16 protein-coding genes are annotated in these 19,426 nt (G+C 69.0%); all 16 read right to left on the minus strand.

Annotated features, from left to right (window positions below; genetic code table 11):
• Window positions 1-8: 8 nt before the first annotated feature.
• The 16 genes from proS to ACLBYB_RS14050 all read right to left on the minus strand — a co-directional run bounded on the left by proS (window position 9) and on the right by ACLBYB_RS14050 (window position 19,418).
• The gene (gene proS / locus ACLBYB_RS13975) at window positions 9-1,334 is read right to left on the minus strand and encodes a proline--tRNA ligase (protein WP_447699118.1); all 1,326 of its coding nucleotides are present in this window, start codon (window positions 1,332-1,334) and stop codon (window positions 9-11) included.
• Between the two features lie 507 nt (window positions 1,335-1,841).
• Window positions 1,842-2,168, minus strand: a complete 327-nt coding sequence (locus tag ACLBYB_RS13980) for a DUF1467 family protein (RefSeq protein WP_020092247.1) — start codon at window positions 2,166-2,168, stop codon at window positions 1,842-1,844.
• 5 nt (window positions 2,169-2,173) lie between these two features.
• Window positions 2,174-2,578, minus strand: coding sequence for a methylmalonyl-CoA epimerase (gene mce, locus ACLBYB_RS13985; RefSeq protein WP_020092246.1), 405 nt, complete (start codon window positions 2,576-2,578; stop codon window positions 2,174-2,176).
• A 272-nt stretch (window positions 2,579-2,850) separates the two neighbouring features.
• The gene (locus ACLBYB_RS13990; protein ID WP_012319023.1) at window positions 2,851-4,524 is read right to left on the minus strand and encodes a ribonuclease J; all 1,674 of its coding nucleotides are present in this window, start codon (window positions 4,522-4,524) and stop codon (window positions 2,851-2,853) included.
• A gap of 16 nt (window positions 4,525-4,540) precedes the next feature.
• Window positions 4,541-5,344, minus strand: coding sequence for a biotin--[acetyl-CoA-carboxylase] ligase (locus tag ACLBYB_RS13995; RefSeq protein WP_091680288.1), 804 nt, complete (start codon window positions 5,342-5,344; stop codon window positions 4,541-4,543).
• Window positions 5,345-5,351: 7 nt separating this feature from the next.
• Complete coding sequence (gene nuoN / locus ACLBYB_RS14000) at window positions 5,352-6,797, minus strand: NADH-quinone oxidoreductase subunit NuoN (RefSeq protein ID WP_056532553.1); 1,446 nt, start codon at window positions 6,795-6,797, stop codon at window positions 5,352-5,354.
• Between the two features lie 10 nt (window positions 6,798-6,807).
• A complete protein-coding gene (locus tag ACLBYB_RS14005; RefSeq protein WP_020092243.1) occupies window positions 6,808-8,328 on the minus strand; it encodes an NADH-quinone oxidoreductase subunit M in 1,521 nt (506 codons plus the stop codon).
• A 1-nt stretch (window position 8,329) separates the two neighbouring features.
• On the minus strand, window positions 8,330-10,453 hold the full coding sequence (gene nuoL / locus ACLBYB_RS14010) for an NADH-quinone oxidoreductase subunit L (protein ID WP_091977237.1): 2,124 nt from the start codon (window positions 10,451-10,453) through the stop codon (window positions 8,330-8,332).
• Window positions 10,454-10,535: 82 nt separating this feature from the next.
• Window positions 10,536-10,841, minus strand: coding sequence for an NADH-quinone oxidoreductase subunit NuoK (gene nuoK / locus ACLBYB_RS14015; RefSeq protein WP_010686008.1), 306 nt, complete (start codon window positions 10,839-10,841; stop codon window positions 10,536-10,538).
• A gap of 34 nt (window positions 10,842-10,875) precedes the next feature.
• Window positions 10,876-11,496: an NADH-quinone oxidoreductase subunit J gene (locus ACLBYB_RS14020; RefSeq protein ID WP_020092241.1), complete on the minus strand. Its 621-nt coding sequence runs from the start codon at window positions 11,494-11,496 to the stop codon at window positions 10,876-10,878.
• A 222-nt stretch (window positions 11,497-11,718) separates the two neighbouring features.
• Window positions 11,719-12,207, minus strand: a complete 489-nt coding sequence (gene nuoI / locus ACLBYB_RS14025; RefSeq protein ID WP_007560744.1) for an NADH-quinone oxidoreductase subunit NuoI — start codon at window positions 12,205-12,207, stop codon at window positions 11,719-11,721.
• Between the two features lie 27 nt (window positions 12,208-12,234).
• Window positions 12,235-13,257: an NADH-quinone oxidoreductase subunit NuoH gene (nuoH, locus tag ACLBYB_RS14030; RefSeq protein ID WP_020092240.1), complete on the minus strand. Its 1,023-nt coding sequence runs from the start codon at window positions 13,255-13,257 to the stop codon at window positions 12,235-12,237.
• Window positions 13,258-13,270: 13 nt separating this feature from the next.
• Window positions 13,271-15,352, minus strand: coding sequence for an NADH-quinone oxidoreductase subunit NuoG (nuoG, locus tag ACLBYB_RS14035; RefSeq protein ID WP_447699119.1), 2,082 nt, complete (start codon window positions 15,350-15,352; stop codon window positions 13,271-13,273).
• 192 nt (window positions 15,353-15,544) lie between these two features.
• Window positions 15,545-16,846 carry an NADH-quinone oxidoreductase subunit NuoF gene (gene nuoF, locus ACLBYB_RS14040; RefSeq protein WP_447699120.1) on the minus strand — a complete coding sequence of 434 codons (1,302 nt, stop codon included), beginning with the start codon at window positions 16,844-16,846 and terminating at the stop codon, window positions 15,545-15,547.
• A gap of 9 nt (window positions 16,847-16,855) precedes the next feature.
• Entirely contained in the window at window positions 16,856-18,217 is a 1,362-nt protein-coding gene (gene nuoE, locus ACLBYB_RS14045; protein WP_100252288.1) for an NADH-quinone oxidoreductase subunit NuoE, read from the minus strand.
• Window positions 18,218-18,227: 10 nt separating this feature from the next.
• On the minus strand, window positions 18,228-19,418 hold the full coding sequence (locus ACLBYB_RS14050) for an NADH-quinone oxidoreductase subunit D (RefSeq protein WP_020092237.1): 1,191 nt from the start codon (window positions 19,416-19,418) through the stop codon (window positions 18,228-18,230).
• Window positions 19,419-19,426 lie beyond the last annotated feature (8 nt).

A 19,426-nucleotide genomic window follows, 5' to 3' on the forward strand; every position in this document is an offset into this window, starting at 1 on the left:
GGCACGCCTCAGACGCGCCGGATGCGTGCCAGCAGATCGACGGTCGCGAGGCTCTCGCGCTCGCCGCCGGCACGCCGCTTCAGCTCGACCTTGCCCTCCGCCAGGCCCTTGGGCCCGACGATCACCTGCCAGGGCAGGCCGATCAGGTCGGCGGTGGCGAACTTCGCGCCGGGGCGCTCGTCGCGGTCGTCGTAGAGCACCGACAGGCCGGCGGTCTCGAGGTCGGACTGGATCTGCGCGCAGGCGGCGTCGGTGGCCGTGTCCCCGACCTTGAGGTTGATCAGCGCGACGTCGAACGGCGCCACCGAGTCCGGCCAGATGATCCCGGCCTCGTCGTGGCTGGCCTCGACGATGGCGGCGACCAGCCGGCTCGGCCCGATGCCGTAGGAGCCCATATGGACCGGCCGTTCGATCCCGTCCGGACCGGCGACCTTGGCGCCCATCGGCTCGGAATACTTGGTGCCGAAGTAGAAGATGTGCCCGACCTCGATGCCGCGGGCCGCCATGCGGTTGTCCTCCGGGACCTCCGCGAAGGCCGCCGGCTCGTGCATCTCCTCGGTGGCCGCGTAGTGCGAGGTCCAGGCATCGACGATGCCCTGGAGGGCGGCGACGTCGTCGAAATCGACGGTCGCCGGCGGGATGTCGAAGTCGAGATAGGCCTTGTCGCAGAAGACCTCGCTCTCGCCGGTCTTGGCCAGGATGATGAACTCGTGGGACAGGTCGCCGCCGATCGGGCCGGTATCGGCGCGCATCGGGATCGCCTTCAGGCCGAGGCCCGCGAAGGTGCGCAGGTACGCCACGAACATCCGGTTGTAGGCGTGGCGCGCGCCGGCTTGGTCGAAATCGAACGAGTAGGCGTCCTTCATCAGGAACTCGCGGGAGCGCATCGTGCCGAAGCGCGGCCGCACCTCGTCGCGGAACTTCCACGAGATCTGGTAGAGGTTCTTGGGCAGGTCCTTGTAGGAGCGCACGCTCGCCCGGAAGATCTCGGTGACCATCTCCTCGGCGGTGGGGCCGTAGAGCATCTCGCGGTCGTGCCGGTCCTTCAGGCGCAGCATCTCCTTGCCGTAGGCGTCGTAGCGGCCGGATTCCCGCCACAGCTCGGCGGACTGCACCGTCGGCATCAGGATCTCGACGGCGCCGGACCGGTCCTGCTCCCGCCGGATCACCGCGCAGACGCGCTCCAGCACCCGCAGGCCCAGCGGCAGCCAGGCGTAGATGCCGGCGGCTTCCTGGCGGACCAGGCCGGCGCGCAGCATCAGCCGGTGCGAGACGATCTCGGCTTCCTTGGGCGTCTCGCGCAAGGTCGGCATGAAGTAGCGGGAGAGACGCATGTCGTCAGAGTCTTGGAAGAGGATCGGCCGGGAGGAGCCGCGGCGCGCCGGCACACAACACGCCGGAGACGCAAATTACAAGCACTGCGCGACCACGGCGGGGCGTAATCGCGGCGAACCGGAGGCGGCGGCCCGGCCGCGCTGAGGCCGCTGCCTAGGCGGAAAGCGGTATGCCCATTTGCCGGCAAGAAAGCGCAGATTTTTCTCGCAGACCCGGTGACAACACGAATTGTTGTTCCTATAAGCGTCCGGCGATGTTTGCGACGCCCGGAAGAGGTGGCGCAAGGTCCGAGTCTCGGGAGGAAAAGCGACCGCCCCGCAGCCAATGCGAGGGATATTTCAAGGTCGAGCCAGTGAAGCTTGAAAGCAAGGCCTCGGGCCTTGCTTTTTTTATTCTTGGGTCCGGTCGGCGCGGCCGTGTCGAACCACCCGCTAGGCCCGCGCCCATCTGGTTTCGGGCGGTGGCCCGCCGCGGCGGCGCTTCCCGGATCGCCGCTCCGAGCCGTCCTAGAGCCCGGTCAGCGGGAACACCGCCAGGGCGATGAGGAAGGCCGCGCCCGCGACCAGCGTCGTCCAGATCGCCTTCTCGCGCAGTCGCGGCGCCGCCGGCGCCCCGGGATCCTGGCCCGGCACCACGTGGCTGGGCCGCGTCTCCGGCTGGTTGCGCAGGGGCAGGACCGCGAAGAGCAGCGTCCACCAGACCACGAAGTAGAGGGCGATCGCCCCGCCCACCGTCAGCTTGAACAGGCTCACCGCCGCCGCCACGAAGGCGGCGATCAGGACGGTGATCGCCGCCAGGGTCACCGGCGTCGAGCGGGCCAGCGCGTTCATCATCAGGCTCACACCTGCTCCAGCTCGACCAGGGTGCCGAGGAAGTCCTTGGGGTGAAGGAACAGGACCGGCTTGCCGTGCGCGCCGATCCGCGGCTCGCCGGTGCCGAGCACCCGGGCGCCCTGCGCCTTGAGCTGGTCGCGCGCGGCCAGGATGTCGTCGACCTCGTAGCAGACGTGGTGGATGCCGCCGCCCGGGTTGCGGGCCACGAAGGACTCGATCGGCGAGCCCTCGCCCAGGGGGGACATCAGCTCGATCTTGCTGTTCGGCAGCTCGACGAACACGACGGTGACGCCGTGCTCGGGCTGCGGCAGGGGCGCGGTGATCGTCGCGCCCAGCGTGTCGCGGTAGACCGCGCAGGCGGCGTCGAGATCCTGCACGGCGATGGCCACGTGGTTGAGACGGCCGATCATGATGTTTCCTCCCCGGCGTTCTGGCCCCCTGTCCGGGAGCTTCGTTCGTTCGCGGGGAAGGCTCCGCCCGTACGCGCGGACGCGACCGGCCCCCTCTCCCGTGCGGCAGAGGGTTGGGGTGAGGGACGAGCCCTCTCCGGCAGAACCTGTCCCCCTCACCCTGTCCCTCTCCCGTGCGCGAGAGGGAACCCGGGCCCTGTCCGGCAGCCGATCGGATGATCGGCTGCTTCGGCTCCGTCTAGATTACAGCCAACCGCTATCGGCAGCCAGCCTCACACCTCCACCACCTGCACGTGGCAGGCCGGCTTCTTGCCCCACACCTCGTTGACCGCGGTGCGCACCGCCCGGTCGACCGTCTTCTCGACGCTCTCGGAGTCCTTGAGCTTGCCCCGCGACATCCCCGACAGGGTGCGGGAGACGGCGTCCACCACGGTCTCGATCAGCGGCTCGCCGGACCGGCCGCGGTTCGGCAGGCCGATGATGTCCACTGCCGGCTCGCCGAGCACGACGCCGTCCTCGTCGATGGCGATCGCCACCGAGACCAGGCCGGCCTGCATCAGCTTGCGCCGCTCCGGGATCGCCCGGTCCTTCTCGTCGATCAGGACGTCGCCGTCCTTGAACAGGCGGCCGGCCTTCACGTGGTCGATCACCTCGGGCTTGCCGGGGCTCAGGCGGATCAGACTGCCGTTGCGGGCCTTGACCACGTTCTGCACGCCCTGCGCCCGCGCGAAGCGGGCGTGCTCGTCGAGGTGCAGGGCCTCGCCGTGGACCGGGATCGCGGTGCCCGGGCGGGTCCAGCGGTACATCTCGACCATCTCGTCCCGGCGCGGGTGGCCGGAGACGTGGACGAGGTCGGTGCGGTCGGTGATCACCTCGACGCCCTGCTCGATCAGGTCGTTGATGATCGAGCCGACATCGCGCTCGTTGCCCGGGATGGCGCGCGAGGAGAAGATCACCTGGTCACCGGCGGTGAGGCTGATATCCGGGTGGTCGCGGCGGGAGACGCGGGCGAGCGCCGCCCGCGGCTCGCCCTGTGAGCCGGTGAGCAGCGCGACGACGCGCTCCCGCGGCAGGCTCTTCCACGAATCGGAGCGGCGGAACTCGGGCAGGCCGTCGAGGTAGCCGCACTCGCGGGCCACGTCGATCACCCGGTCCATGGCGCGGCCGACCGCGATCACCTCGCGCCCGCAGGCGGCGGCGGCCTCGGCGACCGCGCGGATGCGCGCCACGTTGGACGCGAAGGTCGTCACGGCGACCCGGTGCGGCGCGTCCGCGATCAGCGTCTTCAGCGTCTCGGCGACGGTCTTCTCGCTCGGCGAGAAGCCCTCGCGCACGACGTTGGTCGAGTCGCAGACGATGGCGAGGACGCCCTCGTCCCCGAGCGCCGTGAACGCCTCCGGCGACGTCACCGAGCCGGCCACCGGGGTCGGGTCGATCTTCCAGTCGCCGGTGTGGAGGACGAGGCCCGCCGCGGTGCGGATGGCGATGGCGTTCGATTCCGGGATGGAGTGCGAGACCGGCACGTACTCGAGCTCGAACGGCCCGACGGTCACGCGCCGCCCGGGCTTCACCTCCCGCAGCTCGACCTTCGGCGCGCCGGGCTCGGACAGGCGCCGGGTCTCCAGCAGGTTCTTGGCGAAGCGGGTCGCGTAGACCGGCGCCTTGAGCCGGGGCCACAGCTCCGAGATCGCGCCGATATGGTCCTCGTGCGCGTGGGTGATGAAGATCCCCAGCAGGTCCTTGCGCCGCTCCTCGATGAAGGAGAGGTCGGGGAACATCAGGTCGACGCCCGGCATCTGCTCCTCGCCGGCGAAGCCCATGCCGCAATCGACCATGATCCACTTCCGGCCCTTCTCCGGGCCGAACCCGTAGAGCGCCGCGTTCATCCCGATCTCGCCCACGCCGCCGAGCGGCAGGAAGACCAGCTCCTCCTGTCCCTTAACCATCTGTCGTCGTCCAAACTCAGGCCGCCGTCGCGGCCGATCCGAAATGCACCTCGCCCGCCGTCACGGTATGCCGGTTCCCGTCGGGGGCGAGGATCACGAGCCGCCCCCCCTCGTCGATCGTCTCGAACACGCCCCGCAGGATGTGACCGCCGCTGTGCACCGCGATCTCCGATCCGAGACCCGCGGCCCGCGCGAGCCAGGCCGCGCGCAGGTCAGCGAAATTCCGTCCCCGGTCCCAGGCGCGCGCCCGCGCGGCCACCCGGTCCGAGAGATGTTCCAGTAGCGCCTCGGCGCCGCACGCGTAACCCGCCGCCGCCAGGCTCGCGGCCCCGAGGCCCTCCGGCGCCGCCGCGACGTTCACGCCGAAGCCGATGACCGCGGCGCGCCGCCCGCCCGGGAGCGTCTCCGCCTCCAGGAGCAGGCCGGCGAGCTTCGCCCCGCCGAGCAGCACGTCGTTCGGCCATTTGAGCTGAAAAGATCGGGCCCCGGCGCCGGATCCGGTATCCGGCAGGGTGCCGCAGGCCGCCTCCAGCGCCTCGATCAGGGCGAGGCCGGCCACAAAGCCCAACTCGGCGAGGTGGTCCGGCGCGACCCCGGCGACCGGCCAGAGCACGCTCGCCGCGAGGTTGCCGGGGAGCGAGGACCAGCTGTTGCCCCGCCGACCGCGGCCCGCCTCCTGGCGGTGCGTCACCACCCAGAGCGGGCCTGTCTCGCCGGCGCGCGCGCGCGCCACGGCCTCCGTGTTGGTGGAGCCGAGGGTGTCGTGGACGTGCAGGCGGTGGCCCTCGGCGCGCGCCGAGGGCCCGAGTCGGTAGGTCAAGGCCGTCCTAGAACAGCGACTTCGCGGCCCGGCCGGCGGCGCCGACCAGCGGCCCGGGCAGCAGGAAGAACAGCACCACCACGACGCTCGACAGGGCGAGCACGATGCGCAGGCCCGGGGCCATCGCCTCGTACGGCTCCTTCGGCTCGTCGAAGTACATGATCCGCACGACGCGCAGGTAGTAGTAGGCGCCCACCACGCTGGTCACCACGCCGATCACCGCCAGCGTCACGAGACCCGCCTTGATGGCGGCGGCGAAGACGTAGAACTTCGCGAAGAACCCGGCGAGCGGCGGGATGCCGGCCAGCGAGAACATCATCGCGGCGAGGCAGAAGGCGAGCCACGGATGGGTCCGCGACAGGCCCGACAGGTCCTCGATCTTCTCGAACATCACGTCCCGGCGCCGGAGCGACAGGATGATCGCGAAGGTGCCGAGCGTCATCGCGAGGTAGATGATCATGTAGGTGACGAGCCCGCTGATCCCCTCCTCCGAGCCGGAGGCCAGGCCGATCAGCGCGTAGCCGATATTGCCGATCGACGAGTAGGCCATCAGGCGCTTGATCGAGGTCTGCCCGATCGCCGCGAACGAGCCGAGCGCCATCGACGCGATCGAGACGAAGATGAAGATCTGCTGCCAGATCGCCGTCACGTCCGGCATCGCGCCGATGAAGACCCGCACGGTCATCGCCACGGCGGCCATCTTGGGCGCCGAGGCGAAGAAGGCCGTCACCGGGGTCGGCGAGCCCTCGTAGACGTCGGGCGTCCACATGTGGAACGGCACGGCCGCCAGCTTGAAGCACACGCCGGCCGCCAGGAACACGATGCCCAGCACGATGCCGAACCCGGCATTCTCGTTGAGCGCCGAGACGATGCCGGGGAACGAGACCGTGCCGGTGAAGCCGTAGACCAGCGAGGCGCCGTAGAGCAGCATGCCGGAGGAGAGCGCGCCGAGCACGAAGTACTTGAGGCCGGCCTCGGTGGACTTCACGTCGTCGCGGTGGAAGGCGGCGATTACGTAGGCGGCGAGCGACTGCAGTTCCAGGCCCAGGTAGAGCGCGATCAGGTCGTTGGCCGAGACCATGACCATCATGCCGATGGTGCAGAGCACGATCAGGACCGGGAACTCGAACCGGTCGATGCGCTCGCGCTTGAAGAAGTCGTGCGCTAGCAGGATCGTCGCCGAGGATCCGAGCAGCACCAGCGACTTCATCACCTTGGCGAAGGAATCGGACACGAACGCGCCCGACAGGGTCGTGACCCGGCCGTGCACCGGCTGCGAGATCACCACCGACAGGGCGACGAGGAGCAGGGCGAGGGCGCCGATGCTCACGGTCTCGGCGGAGCGGTCGCCGCGCCACGCGCCGTAGAGGATCAGGCCCATGACGCCGACGCCGAGGATCAGCTCGGGCATGAGCGGCGCCAGCGAGGGCAGGACGGAGTGGACGGTTGTCATGGTGTCCGCCTCAGCGCGGGATCGGCAGCGCCGCGGCGGCCGTCTGGGTGTTCGAGAGCGCGGTCTTGATGCTCGCCATCAGCGCGTCGGTCGAGGGCGCGAACACGTCGAGCACGGGGGCCGGGTGAACGCCGTAGTAGATCGTCAGGACGACCAGCGGCGCCAGGATGATCTTCTCGCGGGTGTCGAGATCCAGGATGCCCTGGAGATTCGGCTTCTCCAGCTTCCCGTAGATCACCCGGGCGTAGAGCCACAGGGCGTAGGCCGCCGACAGGATGATGCCGAAGGTCGAGAAGAACGCCACGTTCGGGTTCGCCTTGAAGGCGCCGAGCATGGCCAGGAACTCGCCGACGAAGCCCGAGGTGCCCGGCAGGCCGACATTGGCCATCGTGAACACCATCATGGCCACGGCGTAGAGCGGCATCCGCTTCACGAGGCCGCCATAGGCCGAGATCTCGCGGGTGTGCATCCGGTCGTAGACGACGCCGACGCAGAGGAAGAGCGCCCCCGACACGATGCCGTGGGAGATCATCAGGAACAGCGCGCCCTGGATGCCCTGCTCGTTCAGGGTGAACAGGCCCAGCGTCACGAAGCCCATATGGGCCACCGACGAGTAGGCGATCAGCTTCTTGATGTCGGTCTGCATCATCGCGGTGAGCGACGTGAAGATGATCGCGATCACCGACAGCGCGAACACGAAGGGCGCGAAGTCGTGGCTCGCCACCGGCAGCATCGGCAGCGAGATCCGGATGAAGCCGTAGCCACCCATCTTCAGGAGGATGCCCGCCAGGATCACCGAGCCGGCGGTGGGCGCCTCCACGTGGGCGTCGGGCAGCCAGGTGTGGACCGGCCACATCGGCATCTTCACCGCGAAGGAGGCGAAGAAGGCGAGCCACAGCCAGGTCTGCATCTGCACCGGGAAGCGGTACTGCAGCAGCGTCGGGATGTCGGTGGTGCCGGCCTGCCAGTACATCGCCATCACGGCGAGCAGCATCAGCACCGAGCCGAGCAGGGTGTAGAGGAAGAACTTGAAGCTGGCGTAGACCCGGCGCGCGCCGCCCCAGATGCCGATGATCAGGAACATCGGGATCAGGCCGGCCTCGAAGAACAGGTAGAACAGCACCAGGTCGAGGGCGGCGAAGACGCCGATCATCGTCGTCTCGAGGACGAGGAAGGCGACGAAGTACTCCTTCACCCGGAAGTGGATCGAGTGCCACGAGGCGCCGATGCAGAACGGCATCAGGAACGTGGTCAGCAGGATCAGCGGCATCGAGAAGCCGTCGACGCCGAGCTTGAACCGGATCGTCTCGGTGAGCCACGCGTGGCTCTCCACGAGCTGGAAGCTCGACGAGGCGGTGTCGTAGCGGCTCCACGCCACCAGGGAGAGCAGGAAGGTGACGATCGTGGTGGCGAGCGCGGCCCAGCGGCTGTTGCGCGCGACCGACTCCTCGTCGCCGTTCAGCGTGAGGATGAAGGCCGCGCCGCAGAGCGGCACGATCAGCAGGCCGGAGAGGATGCCGAGGCCGAGCATGTCAGTGTGCACCCTTGGGCAGGCCGGACATCAGGTACCAGCTGATCAGGCCGGCGACGCCGATGAGCATGACGAAGGCGTAGTGGTAGACGTAGCCGGTCTGGAGACGGACCACCCCGCGGGTCACGTCCACGACGCGCGCAGCGATCCCGTTCGGCCCGAGGCCGTCGATGATCCGGCCGTCGCCCTGCTTCCAGAGGAACAGGCCGAAATCCTTGGCCGGGCGGACGAAGATCCGGTCGTAGATCTCGTCGAAATACCACTTGTTGAGCAGGAACCGGTACAGCGACGGCTGCTGCGCGGCGAGCGCGCCCGGGAGTTCCGGCCGGCGGATGTACATCCAGTATGCCACGACGAAGCCGAGGATCAGCATGATCAGCGGCGAGTACGAGACCAGCGCCGGGACGTCGTGGATCTCGTGCATGATGTGGTTGTTCGGGCCGTGCGCCAGGGCGTGGCCCCAGAACGCCTCCATCCCCTCGCCGATGAAGCGGTTGTGGAAGATGATCCCGGCGAACAGCGCGCCGAAGGCGAGCACCGCGAGCGGGATCGTCATCACCAGCGGGCTCTCGTGGGGCGTGTGGTCGCCGTGGTGGCCGTGCCCGTGGTGGTCGTCGGCGACGAGGTCGCTCTTGTGGGCCGGCTCGATGTCGTGGCCCTTGTCGTCGTGGGCGACGCCCTCGGTGTGCCCGGGCGCGCCGTCGGCCTCGTGGGCCATGGTCGCGTGGGCCGTAGTCGCGTGGGCGACCGCGGGGGCGTGGTGCTGGTCGTGGGCGGCGTGGGCGCCCCAGCGGGCCGGGCCCTCGAAGGTCATGAAGAACAGGCGCCAGGAGTAGAACGAGGTGAAGAACGCCGCCACCACGGTGCACAGGAAGGCGAGCGTGTGCCCGGGGCGGGTCGAGGCGTAGGCCGCCTCGATGATCGCGTCCTTCGAGTAGTAGCCGGCCGTGTAGGGGAAGCCGATCAGCGCGAGCGAGCCGATCGCCATCATGGCGCTGGTGTAGGGGATGTAGCGGCGCAGGCCGCCCATGTTCCGCATGTCCTGCTCGTGGTGCATCGCGTGGATGACCGAGCCGGCGCCGAGGAACAGCAGCGCCTTGAAGAAGGCGTGGGTGAACAGGTGGAACACGCCGGCCGCGTAGGCGCCGACGCCGAGCGCCACGAACATGTAGCCGAGCTGCGAGCAGGTCGAGTAGGCGATCACCCGCTTGATGTCGTTCTGCACGAGGCCGATCGTGGCCGCGAACAGGGACGTGATGCCGCCGATCACCGTCACGACGATCAGCGCGTTCGGCGCCTCCTCGAAGAGCGGCGACAGGCGGGCGACCATGAACACGCCGGCGGTGACCATCGTGGCGGCGTGGATCAGCGCCGAGACCGGGGTCGGGCCCTCCATGGCGTCGGGCAGCCACGTGTGCAGCAGGAACTGCGCCGACTTGCCCATGGCGCCCATGAACAGAAGCAGGCAGGCCAGCGTCAGGGCGTTCCAGTCGTAGCCGAGGAGGTGGAAGCTCAGCGTCTTGATCGCGTCGACCTTGCCGAAGACGGCGTCGAACGCCACTGAGCCGGTCAGCACGAAGACCAGGAAGATGCCGAGCGAGAAGCCGAAATCGCCGACGCGGTTGACGATGAACGCCTTCATGGCGGCGGCGTTGGCCGAGGGCTTCTCGTACCAGAAGCCGATCAGCAGGTACGAGGCGAGGCCCACGCCTTCCCAGCCGAAGAACATCTGGACGAGGTTGTCGGCCGTCACCAGCATCAGCATGGCGAAGGTGAACAGCGACAGGTAGGCGAAGAAGCGCGGCCGGTGCGGATCCTCCTCCATGTAACCCACGGAGTAGAGGTGCACGAGGGTCGAGACGGTGGTCACGACGACCAGCATCACCCGGGTCAGGGTGTCGACCTTGAAGGCCCAGTCGACCTGGAGGTCGCCGGCCGCGAACCAGGACGCCACCTGCACGCGCTCGGCCGGCCCGCCGTCGATGAACACGCCCCAGGCGATCAGCGCCGTGAAGGCGAGGAAGGACGTGGTGATGTACTCACAGGCCCGCGCCCCGATGTACCGGCCGAACAGGCCGGCGATCAGGAAGCCGATGAGCGGGAAGAAGACGATCGCGTGATACATCGCTCTCTTGCAGTCCGTCCTCCGGGCCGGCCGCGAAGCGGCGGCGTCCGGATGTCACTCGGGGCGCGCGAAGGGGAAGGCCCTAGCCCTTCATCATGCTGACGTCTTCCACCGCGATCGAGCCGCGGTTGCGGAAGAACACCACCAGGATGGCGAGGCCGATCGCCGATTCGGCGGCCGCGACGGTCAGCACGAACAGGGCGAAGACCTGTCCGGTGATGTCGTTCAGCTGCGTCGAGAAGGCGACGAGGTTGATGTTGACCGAGAGCAGGATCAGCTCGACCGACATCAGGATGACGATGATGTTCTTGCGGTTGATGAAGATGCCGAGCACGCCGAGCGTGAACAGGATCGCCGCGACGGTGAGGTAGTGGCTCAGGCCGATCATCGTTCGATTCCTCCGGCTCTCATCAGCGCGCGCATCAGACCTCGACACCCTGGCGCGAGGGGACCTTGCGGGTCTCGACCGCCATGGCCTGGGTGCGGGCGTTCTGGACCGCGATGTTCTGGCGCTTGACGCCCGGCCGGTCGCGCAGCGTCAGCACGATGGCGCCGATCATGGCGACCAGCAGGATCAGGCCGGCGAGCTGGAAGAAGTAGGCGTAGTCCGTGTAGATCACGCGGCCCAGCGCCTGGGCGTTAGTGAGGTTCTCGGCCGAGGCGACGTTGCCGAGCGGGGCCTGGACGAGGCCCGGATCGATGCTCCACGAGCCGACGACCAGCAGGATCTCGACCAGGAAGATCGCGCCGATCAGGGCGCCGATCGGGAGATACTGCTGGAAGCCCTGGCGCAGCTCGGCGAAATCGACGTCGAGCATCATCACCACGAACAGGAACAGCACCGCGACCGCGCCGACGTAGACGACCACGAGGATCATCGCGAGGAACTCGGCGCCCATCAGGACGAACAGTCCGGCGGCGTTCACGAAGGCGAGGATCAGGAACAGCACCGAGGCGACGGGATTGCGCGAGGCGATCACCATGAAGCCCGACGCGACCGTGATGCTCGCGAACAGATAGAAGAAGGCGGCTGCTGCGGTCATGCGCTGATCGGGATCGGCCGCCGGAGCGGCCCCTTCTGCCGTGCGTGGAGACGGTCCGCGGCGGGCGGCCCGTCTATAGAACCCGGTCGACGGGGGCACAACAGCGCCCCCGGCATGGCTCTAGAGCATCGCACCGGAACCGGGAACCGGCGCGACGCTCTAGAGCCTTGTTTTCGCGTCATCTTCTGCCGGGCACCGGCAACCGGTGCCCGGGACGATGGCTCAGCGATACGGCGCGTCCATCGCGATGTTGCGGGCGATCTCGCGCTCCCAGCGGTCACCGTTCAGCAGGAGCTTCTGCTTGTCGTAGAGAAGCTCCTCGCGGGTCTCCACCGAGAACTCGAAGTTCGGCCCTTCCACGATGGCGTCCACCGGGCAGGCCTCCTGGCACATGCCGCAGTAGATGCACTTCACCATGTCGATGTCGTAGCGCGTCGTGCGGCGGGTGCCGTCGTTGCGCCGGGGGCCCGCCTCGATGGTGATCGCCTGCGCCGGGCAGATCGCCTCGCAGAGCTTGCACGCGATGCAGCGCTCCTCGCCGTTCGGGTAGCGGCGCAGGGCGTGCTCGCCCCGGAAGCGCGGACCGCGATGGCCCATCTCGAAGGGGTAGTTGATCGTGGCCTTCGGCTTGAAGAAGTAGCGCATGCCGAGGATCATCCCGGACACGAACTCCTTCAGGAGGAGGCTCTTGGCGACCTGATCGAGCTTCATGCCCGGATCTCCGATGCGAAGGGGGGCTCAGGCGCCCGGCGCGAGGCCGGTCAGCTTGAGCACGAAGGCGACGACGACGACCGAGATCAGGGAGATCGGCAGGAAGACCTTCCAGCCGAGGCGCATGAGCTGATCGTAGCGGTAGCGGGGCACGATGGACTTCACCATCGCGAACAGGAAGAACAGGAAGCTCGCCTTCAGGGTGAACCAGATCACGCCCGGCACCCAGGTGAAGGGCGCGAATGGGATCGGGGACAGCCAGCCGCCCAGGAACAGAATGGTCCCGAGGGCGCACATGCTCATGATGGCGACGTACTCGCCGAGCATGAACAGCAGGTACGGCGTCGAGGAATACTCGACCATGTAACCGGCCACGAGCTCCGACTCGGCCTCCGGCAGGTCGAAGGGGGGGCGGTTGGTCTCGGCGAGCGCCGAGACGAAGAACACCACGAACATCGGGAACAGCCACAGCCAGTACCAGCCGAACAGGCCGAGGCTGGTGTCCTGCGCCATCACGATGCGCGAGAGGTTGAGCGAGCCGGCGCAGAGCAGCACGCAGATGATCACGAAGCCGAGCGAGACCTCGTAGGAGATCATCTGCGCCGCCGAACGCAGCGCGCCGAGGAAGGCGTATTTCGAGTTCGACGCCCAGCCGCCCATGATGACGCCGTACACGCCGAGCGACGAGATCGCGAAGATGTAGGTGATGCCGACGTTGATGTCGGCGATCGCCCAGCCGTCCGCGAGCGGGATCACCGCCCAGCTGGACAGGGCGAGCATCGCGAAGACCAGCGGCGCCAGCAGGTAGATCGCCTTGTTGGCGCCCGCCGGGATCACCGGCTCCTTGATCACGAACTTGATCAGGTCGGCGAAGGACTGGAACAGGCCGAACGGCCCGACCACGTTCGGGCCGCGCCGGAGCTGCACCGCCGCCCAGATCTTGCGGTCGGCGAGCAGCGCGTAGGCGATGAAGACGAGCAGTGCCGAGAGCAGCACGAAGCTCTTCAGCACGATCAGGAGCACGGTCCCGAGGATTTCGAGCGGCGTCATCGGTCTTGAGCTCCTACTCGGCCGCCGCGAGGGGCCGCGCCTCGGCAGCGCGCTCCCGGGCGAGGCGCGAGCACTCCGCGAGGATCCGCGAGGCGCGGGCGATCGGGTTGGTGAGGTAGAAGTCGGTCACGGGCGACGCGAAGGCCGGGCCGGTCGCGGTGCCGCCGAGGCCGGCGAGCCGGTCGACCGCCTCGGTCACGTTGCCCGGCTCGACGGCGCCGACCGCCGCGAGATGCGGGTGGGCGGCGTAGAGCGCGCGGCGGAGCGCGGTCAGCGAGTCGAACGGCAGGCGCTTGCCCAGCACGTCCGAGAGCGCGCGCAGGATCGCCCAGTCCTCGCGGGCGTCGCCCGGCGGGAAGGCGGCGCGGTTGCCCATCTGGACCCGGCCCTCGGTGTTCACCCAGGTCGCCGACTTCTCGCTGTAGGCGGCCCCCGGCAGGATCACGTCGGCGCGGGCGGCGCCGCGGTCGCCGTGGCTGCCCTGGTAGACCACGAAGGCGCCCGGGGCGACGTCGCGCTCGTCGGCGCCGAGGTTGAACAGGACGTCGAGCGCGCCCGGCTCCAGCATCTGCGCGAAGGTCAGGCCGCCCTCCCCCGGCACGAAGCCGAGATCGAGCGCGCCGACCCGGGCCGCGGCCGTGTGCAGCACGCCGAAGCCGTTCCCCTCGGCCGAGACCGCGCCGATCTCCTTCGCGAGGGAGGCGGCAGCGGCCAGGATGCCCGGTGCAGCATCGGCGCCGACGATCACGAGCGGCGCCTTCGCCTCCTTGAGGATCTCGAGGAAGCTGTGCTCGCCGCGGGCGAGCGCCGCGAGCGAGTCGGGGCCGGCGCCGATGTAGTGGCTCGGGTAGGTCAGGTCGACCGGCTCGCCGATCACGCCCACCGCCAGCGGGGCCATGCGCCAGCGCTTGCGGATGCGGACGTTCAGCAGCGAGGCCTCGGTGCGCGGGTTGGCGCCGACGATCAGGATCGCGTCCGCCGCCTCGATGCCCGGGATGGTCGGGTTGAAGATGTAGGAGGCGCGGCCGAGCGCCGGGTCGAGGCCGGCGTCGGTCTGGCGGCAGTCGAGGTTCGGCGAGCCGAGGCTCCTGATCAGCTCGCGGAGCGCGAAGATCTCCTCGACGCCCGCGAGGTCGCCGACGACCGCGCCGACGCGCTTCGGATCCGCGCCCTTCACCTTGGCGGCGATGGCCTGGAAGGCCTCACCCCAGGAGGCGGGCCGCAGCCGGCCGTTCTCGCGCAGGTACGGCCGGTCGAGGCGCTGCATCCGCAGCCCGTCGATGTGGTAGCGGGTCTTGTCGGAGATCCACTCCTCGTTGATCTCCTCGCTGATCCGCGGCTCGATCTGCATGACCTCGCGGCCGCGTGTGTCGATGCGGATCGACGAGCCGACCGCGTCCATCACGTCGACCGACTCGGTATTGTTCAGCTCCCACGGGCGGACGTTGTAGCTCTGCGGCCGGTGCACGAGGGCGCCCACGGGGCAGAGGTCGGCGACGTTGCCCTGGAGCTCCGAGGCCATCGACTGCTCGAGGTAGCTGGTGATCTCCATGTCCTCGCCGCGGCCGATGGCGCCGAGGTCGGGCACGCCCGCCACCTCGGCGAGGAAGCGCACGCAGCGGGTGCAGTGGATGCAGCGGTTCATCGCGGTCCGCACCAGCGGACCGATATGCTTCTCCTCGACCGCGCGCTTGTTCTCCGTGTAGCGGGTCGAATCGACCCCGTAGGCCATGGCCTGATCCTGCAGGTCGCAGTGGCCGCCCTGGTCGCAGATCGGGCAGTCGAGCGGGTGGTTGATAAGGAGGAACTCCATCACCCCCTCGCGGGCCTTCTTGGTGCCCTGCGAGCGCGTCAGCACCTCCGGCGGCTCGCCGTTCGGGCCCGGGCGGCAGTCCTTGACCGCGTAGGCGCAAGAGGCCACGGGCTTCGGCGCACCCTTCAGCTCGACGAGGCACATGCGGCAATTGCCGGCGATCGACAGGCGCTCGTGGAAGCAGAAGCGCGGGATCTCGGCCCCCGCGGCCTCGCAGGCCTGGAGCAGCGTGTAATCGGCGGGGACGTCGACCTCGGTGCCGTCGACGAGGATTTTTGTCATCGGATCGTCTCGTAAACTGGCCCAAACGCGCGAGGCCGGATCCCACCCACGCCCTCATCCTGAGGTGCGAGGCGCAGCCGAGCCTCGAAGGAGATGTCCAGCCCGCCTCGCGACCTCTGGAGGACTCCTTCGAGGCCCGCTGACGCAGGCACCTCAGGATGAGGCTGTGGGTTGGACACCGGCATAGCGCCCTTACTCGGCGGCCATCGGCACAGGTTCGCTGTGCGGGTTGGCGGTGTAGCGGTCGATGCGCTTCTCGATCTCGGGGCGGAAGTGCCGGATCAGGCCCTGGATCGGCCAGGCCGCCGCGTCGCCCAGCGCGCAGATCGTGTGCCCCTCGATCTGCTTGGTGACCTCGAACAGCATGTCGATCTCGCGCTTGTGCGCGCGACCCTCGGTCATGCGCTGCATGACGCGCCACATCCAGCCGGTGCCCTCGCGGCAGGGCGTGCACTGGCCGCAGGATTCGTGCTTGTAGAAGTACGAGATCCGGGTGATCGCCGCGACGATGTCGGTGGACTTGTCGAGCACGATCACCGCCGCGGTGCCGAGGCCGGAGCCCAGGTTGCGCAGGGTATCGAAGTCCATCTTGGCGTCGACGATCTGCTCGGCCGGCACCAGCGGCACCGAGGAGCCGCCCGGGATCGAGCACAGCAGGTTGTCCCAGCCGCCGCGCATCCCGCCGCAATGGCGGTCGATGAGCTCGCGGAAGGTGATGCCGAGCTCCTCCTCGACGTTGCACGGCTTGTTGACGTGCCCGGAGACGCAGAAGAGCTTGGTGCCGGTGTTGTTCTTGCCGCCGAGGCCGGCGAACCATGCGCCGCCCCGGCGCAGGATCGTGCCGGCGACCGCGATCGACTCGACGTTGTTCACGGTCGTGGGGCAGCCGTAGAGGCCCATATTGGCCGGGAACGGCGGCTTCAGCCGCGGCATGCCCTTCTTGCCCTCGAGGCTCTCGATGAGCGCCGTCTCCTCGCCGCAGATATAGGCGCCGGCGCCGTGGTGGACGTAGATGTCGAACGGGTAGTCGTGGACGTTCGACTGGCCGACGAGGCGGGCCGCGTAGGCCTCGTCCACGGCCTTCTGGAGGGCGTGCTTCTCGGCGACGTACTCGCCGCGGATGTAGATGTAGCAGGCATGCGCGTTCATCGCGAAGCAGGCCAGCATGCAGCCCTCGATCAGGAGATGCGGGTCGTGCCGCATGATCTCCCGGTCCTTGCAGGTGCCCGGCTCCGACTCGTCGGCGTTGACCACGAGGTAGTGCGGGCGCCCGTCGGACTTCTTGGGCATGAACGACCATTTGAGGCCGGTGGGGAAGCCCGCGCCGCCGCGGCCGCGCAGGCCCGAGGCCTTCATCTCCTCGATGATCCAGTCGCGGCCCTGCTCCAGCAGGAACTTGGTCCCGTCCCACGCGCCGCGCTTCTTGGCGGCCTCCAGGCCCGGCGAGTGCAGGCCGTAGAGGTTGGTGAAGATGCGATCCTGATCCGACAGCATGTCAGGTCCTCACTGAGCCGGCGCCGACAGGGCCTTGGCCTGCCCCACCCAGTTCTCCCGGTCGATGCGACCCGGGAACGCGAGGTAGGTGCCGACCCAGGCGATCTCGTCGCGGGACCAGGCGGCGATCTGGTCGAAATGGTAGATGCCGAGCCCGTTCAGGCGCTGGCTGTTGCCCGGGCCGATGCCCTTGATGCGCGTCAGCTCGTCCGGCTTGCCGGCGCGGGCGGCCTCCAGCCCCGGCGGTCGCTTGCCCACGGCGTCGGCCTTCTGCTCGGGGCTCGCGTCCTTCGGCAGGGCCGCGAGCGCGCCGGCGATGCGCGCCTCCTCGGTCTCGGCCGCCACCTCGCCCTCGCTGGCGCCGGAGGCCTCCGGCTGCTGCGGGACGGCGTCGCGGTTCGGCACCGCCTGGTGGCCCTGCTCGCCGGCGGCGGGCTCGCCCTCGGCGACGCGCTTGGCCGGCGTGTCGAGCACGTCCGCGTCGCCCGGCCGGGCGGCGCCGTGCTTGGCGGTGGAGCGGCCGCGCTCGGCCGCGTCGGCGCGATCCTCGGGCTTCACCGGGCTCTCGCCGTTGGCGGCGCGCTGGGCCGGGGCGTCGCTCACGGGACGCTCGACCGGGCGGCCGGCGTCGGGCCGGGCCGGCTTCGGGTTCTCGGCGGCCTGCTGCGTGCTGGACGCGGCTTCACCGGTCTTGGCGGCCGGTTCCTCCGCCTTGCCGGCCTCCTCGAAGCGCTTGCGCCACGCGCCGACCCGCGAGCCGTCGAACAGCGTCGGGTCGGTGAGGGTGTTCACGGCGTCCTGGGGCTCGGACGAGACGCGCCCGGTCTGGGAGCCGACCTTCACGGGCCGGCCGGCGGCGAGGTCGTCCATCAGCTGGCCGAGGGACTCGGGCGTCAGGTCCTCGTAGTAATCCTGGTTGATCTGCACCATCGGCGCGTTGCAGCAGGCGCCGAGGCACTCGACCTCGAGCCACGAGAAATTGCCGTCGGCCGAGACGTGGCCGGCCGGGCCCAGACGGGCCTGGAGCATCTCCTTGAGGCCCCGCGCGCCGCAGGAATCGCACGGGACCGTGCCGCAGACCTGGATCCAGAAGCGGCCCACGGGCTCGAGGGCGAACATCGTGTAGAAGGTCGCGACCTCCAGCACGCGGATGTTCGGCATGCCGAGCTCGGCCGCCACCGCCTCGATGGCCGCCCGCGGCAGCCAGCCGCCGTTCTGCTCCTGCGCCCGCCACAGGAGCGAGATCACCGCCGAGGCCTGGCGGCCTTCCGGGTACTTGGCGATCTGGGTCTTGGCCCACTCGGCATTCTCGGGGGAGAACGCGAAGCTCTCGGGCTGCTCCGAGGCCGGGGCGAGTCTGCGGTTTGCCATCGCTTTTGTCTTACCGATCCACTTCGCCGAACACGATGTCGAGCGTGCCGAGCACGCAGGACACGTCGGCTAAGAGGTGCCCGCGGCACATCCAGTCCATCGCCTGCAGGTGCGCGAAGCCCGGCGCGCGGATCTTGCAGCGATACGGCTTGTTGGTCCCGTCGGACACCAGGTACACGCCGAACTCGCCCTTCGGCGCCTCGACCGCGGCGTAGACCTCACCCTCGGGCACGTGGAAGCCCTCGGTGTAGAGCTTGAAGTGGTGGATGAGCGCCTCCATCGAGCGCTTCATCTCCCGGCGCGGCGGCGGCGCGAACTTGCCGTCGACGGAGGCGATCGGCCCCTGGCCGGCGGGCTCGCGCAGCTTGGCGACGCACTGCTTCATGATGCGCACGGATTCGCGCATCTCCTCCATGCGGATCACCTGGCGATCGTAGGTGTCGCCGTTCTTCCCGACGGGGATGTCGAACTCCATCTCCTCGTAGCACTCGTAGGGCTGCGCCTTGCGCAGGTCCCACGGGATGCCGGAGCCGCGCACCATCACGCCCGAGAAGCCCCACTCCATCGCCTCGTCGACCGACACGATGCCGATATCGACGTTGCGCTGCTTGAAGATGCGGTTGGCCATGACGAGGTCGTCGAGGTCCTGGACGACCTGCAGGAACGGGTCGCAGAACGCGTCGATGTCGTCGATGAGCTTCGGCGGCAGGTCCTGGTGGACGCCGCCGGGCCGGAAGTAGTTGGCGTGGAGCCGGGCGCCGGAGGCCCGCTCGTAGAAGATCATCAGCTTCTCGCGCTCCTCGAAGCCCCAGAGCGGGGGCGTGAGGGCGCCGACGTCCATCGCCTGCGTGGTGACGTTGAGCAGGTGCGACAGCAGGCGGCCGATCTCGCAGAACAGCACACGGATCAGCTGCGCGCGGCGCGGCACCTCGATCCCGGCGAGCTTCTCGATCGCCAGGCAGAAGGCGTGCTCCTGGTTCATCGGCGACACGTAGTCGAGCCGGTCGAAATAGGGCGTCGCCTGCAGGTAGGTCTTGTACTCGATCAGCTTCTCGGTGCCGCGGTGGAGCAGCCCGATATGCGGGTCGACCCGCTCGACCACCTCGCCGTCGAGTTCCAGCACGAGGCGCAGCACGCCGTGCGCCGCCGGGTGCTGCGGGCCGAAGTTGATCGCGAAGTTGCGGATGTTGTGTTCGGTCACGGACGCTC

This window comes from Methylobacterium sp. D54C, assembly GCF_053345595.1.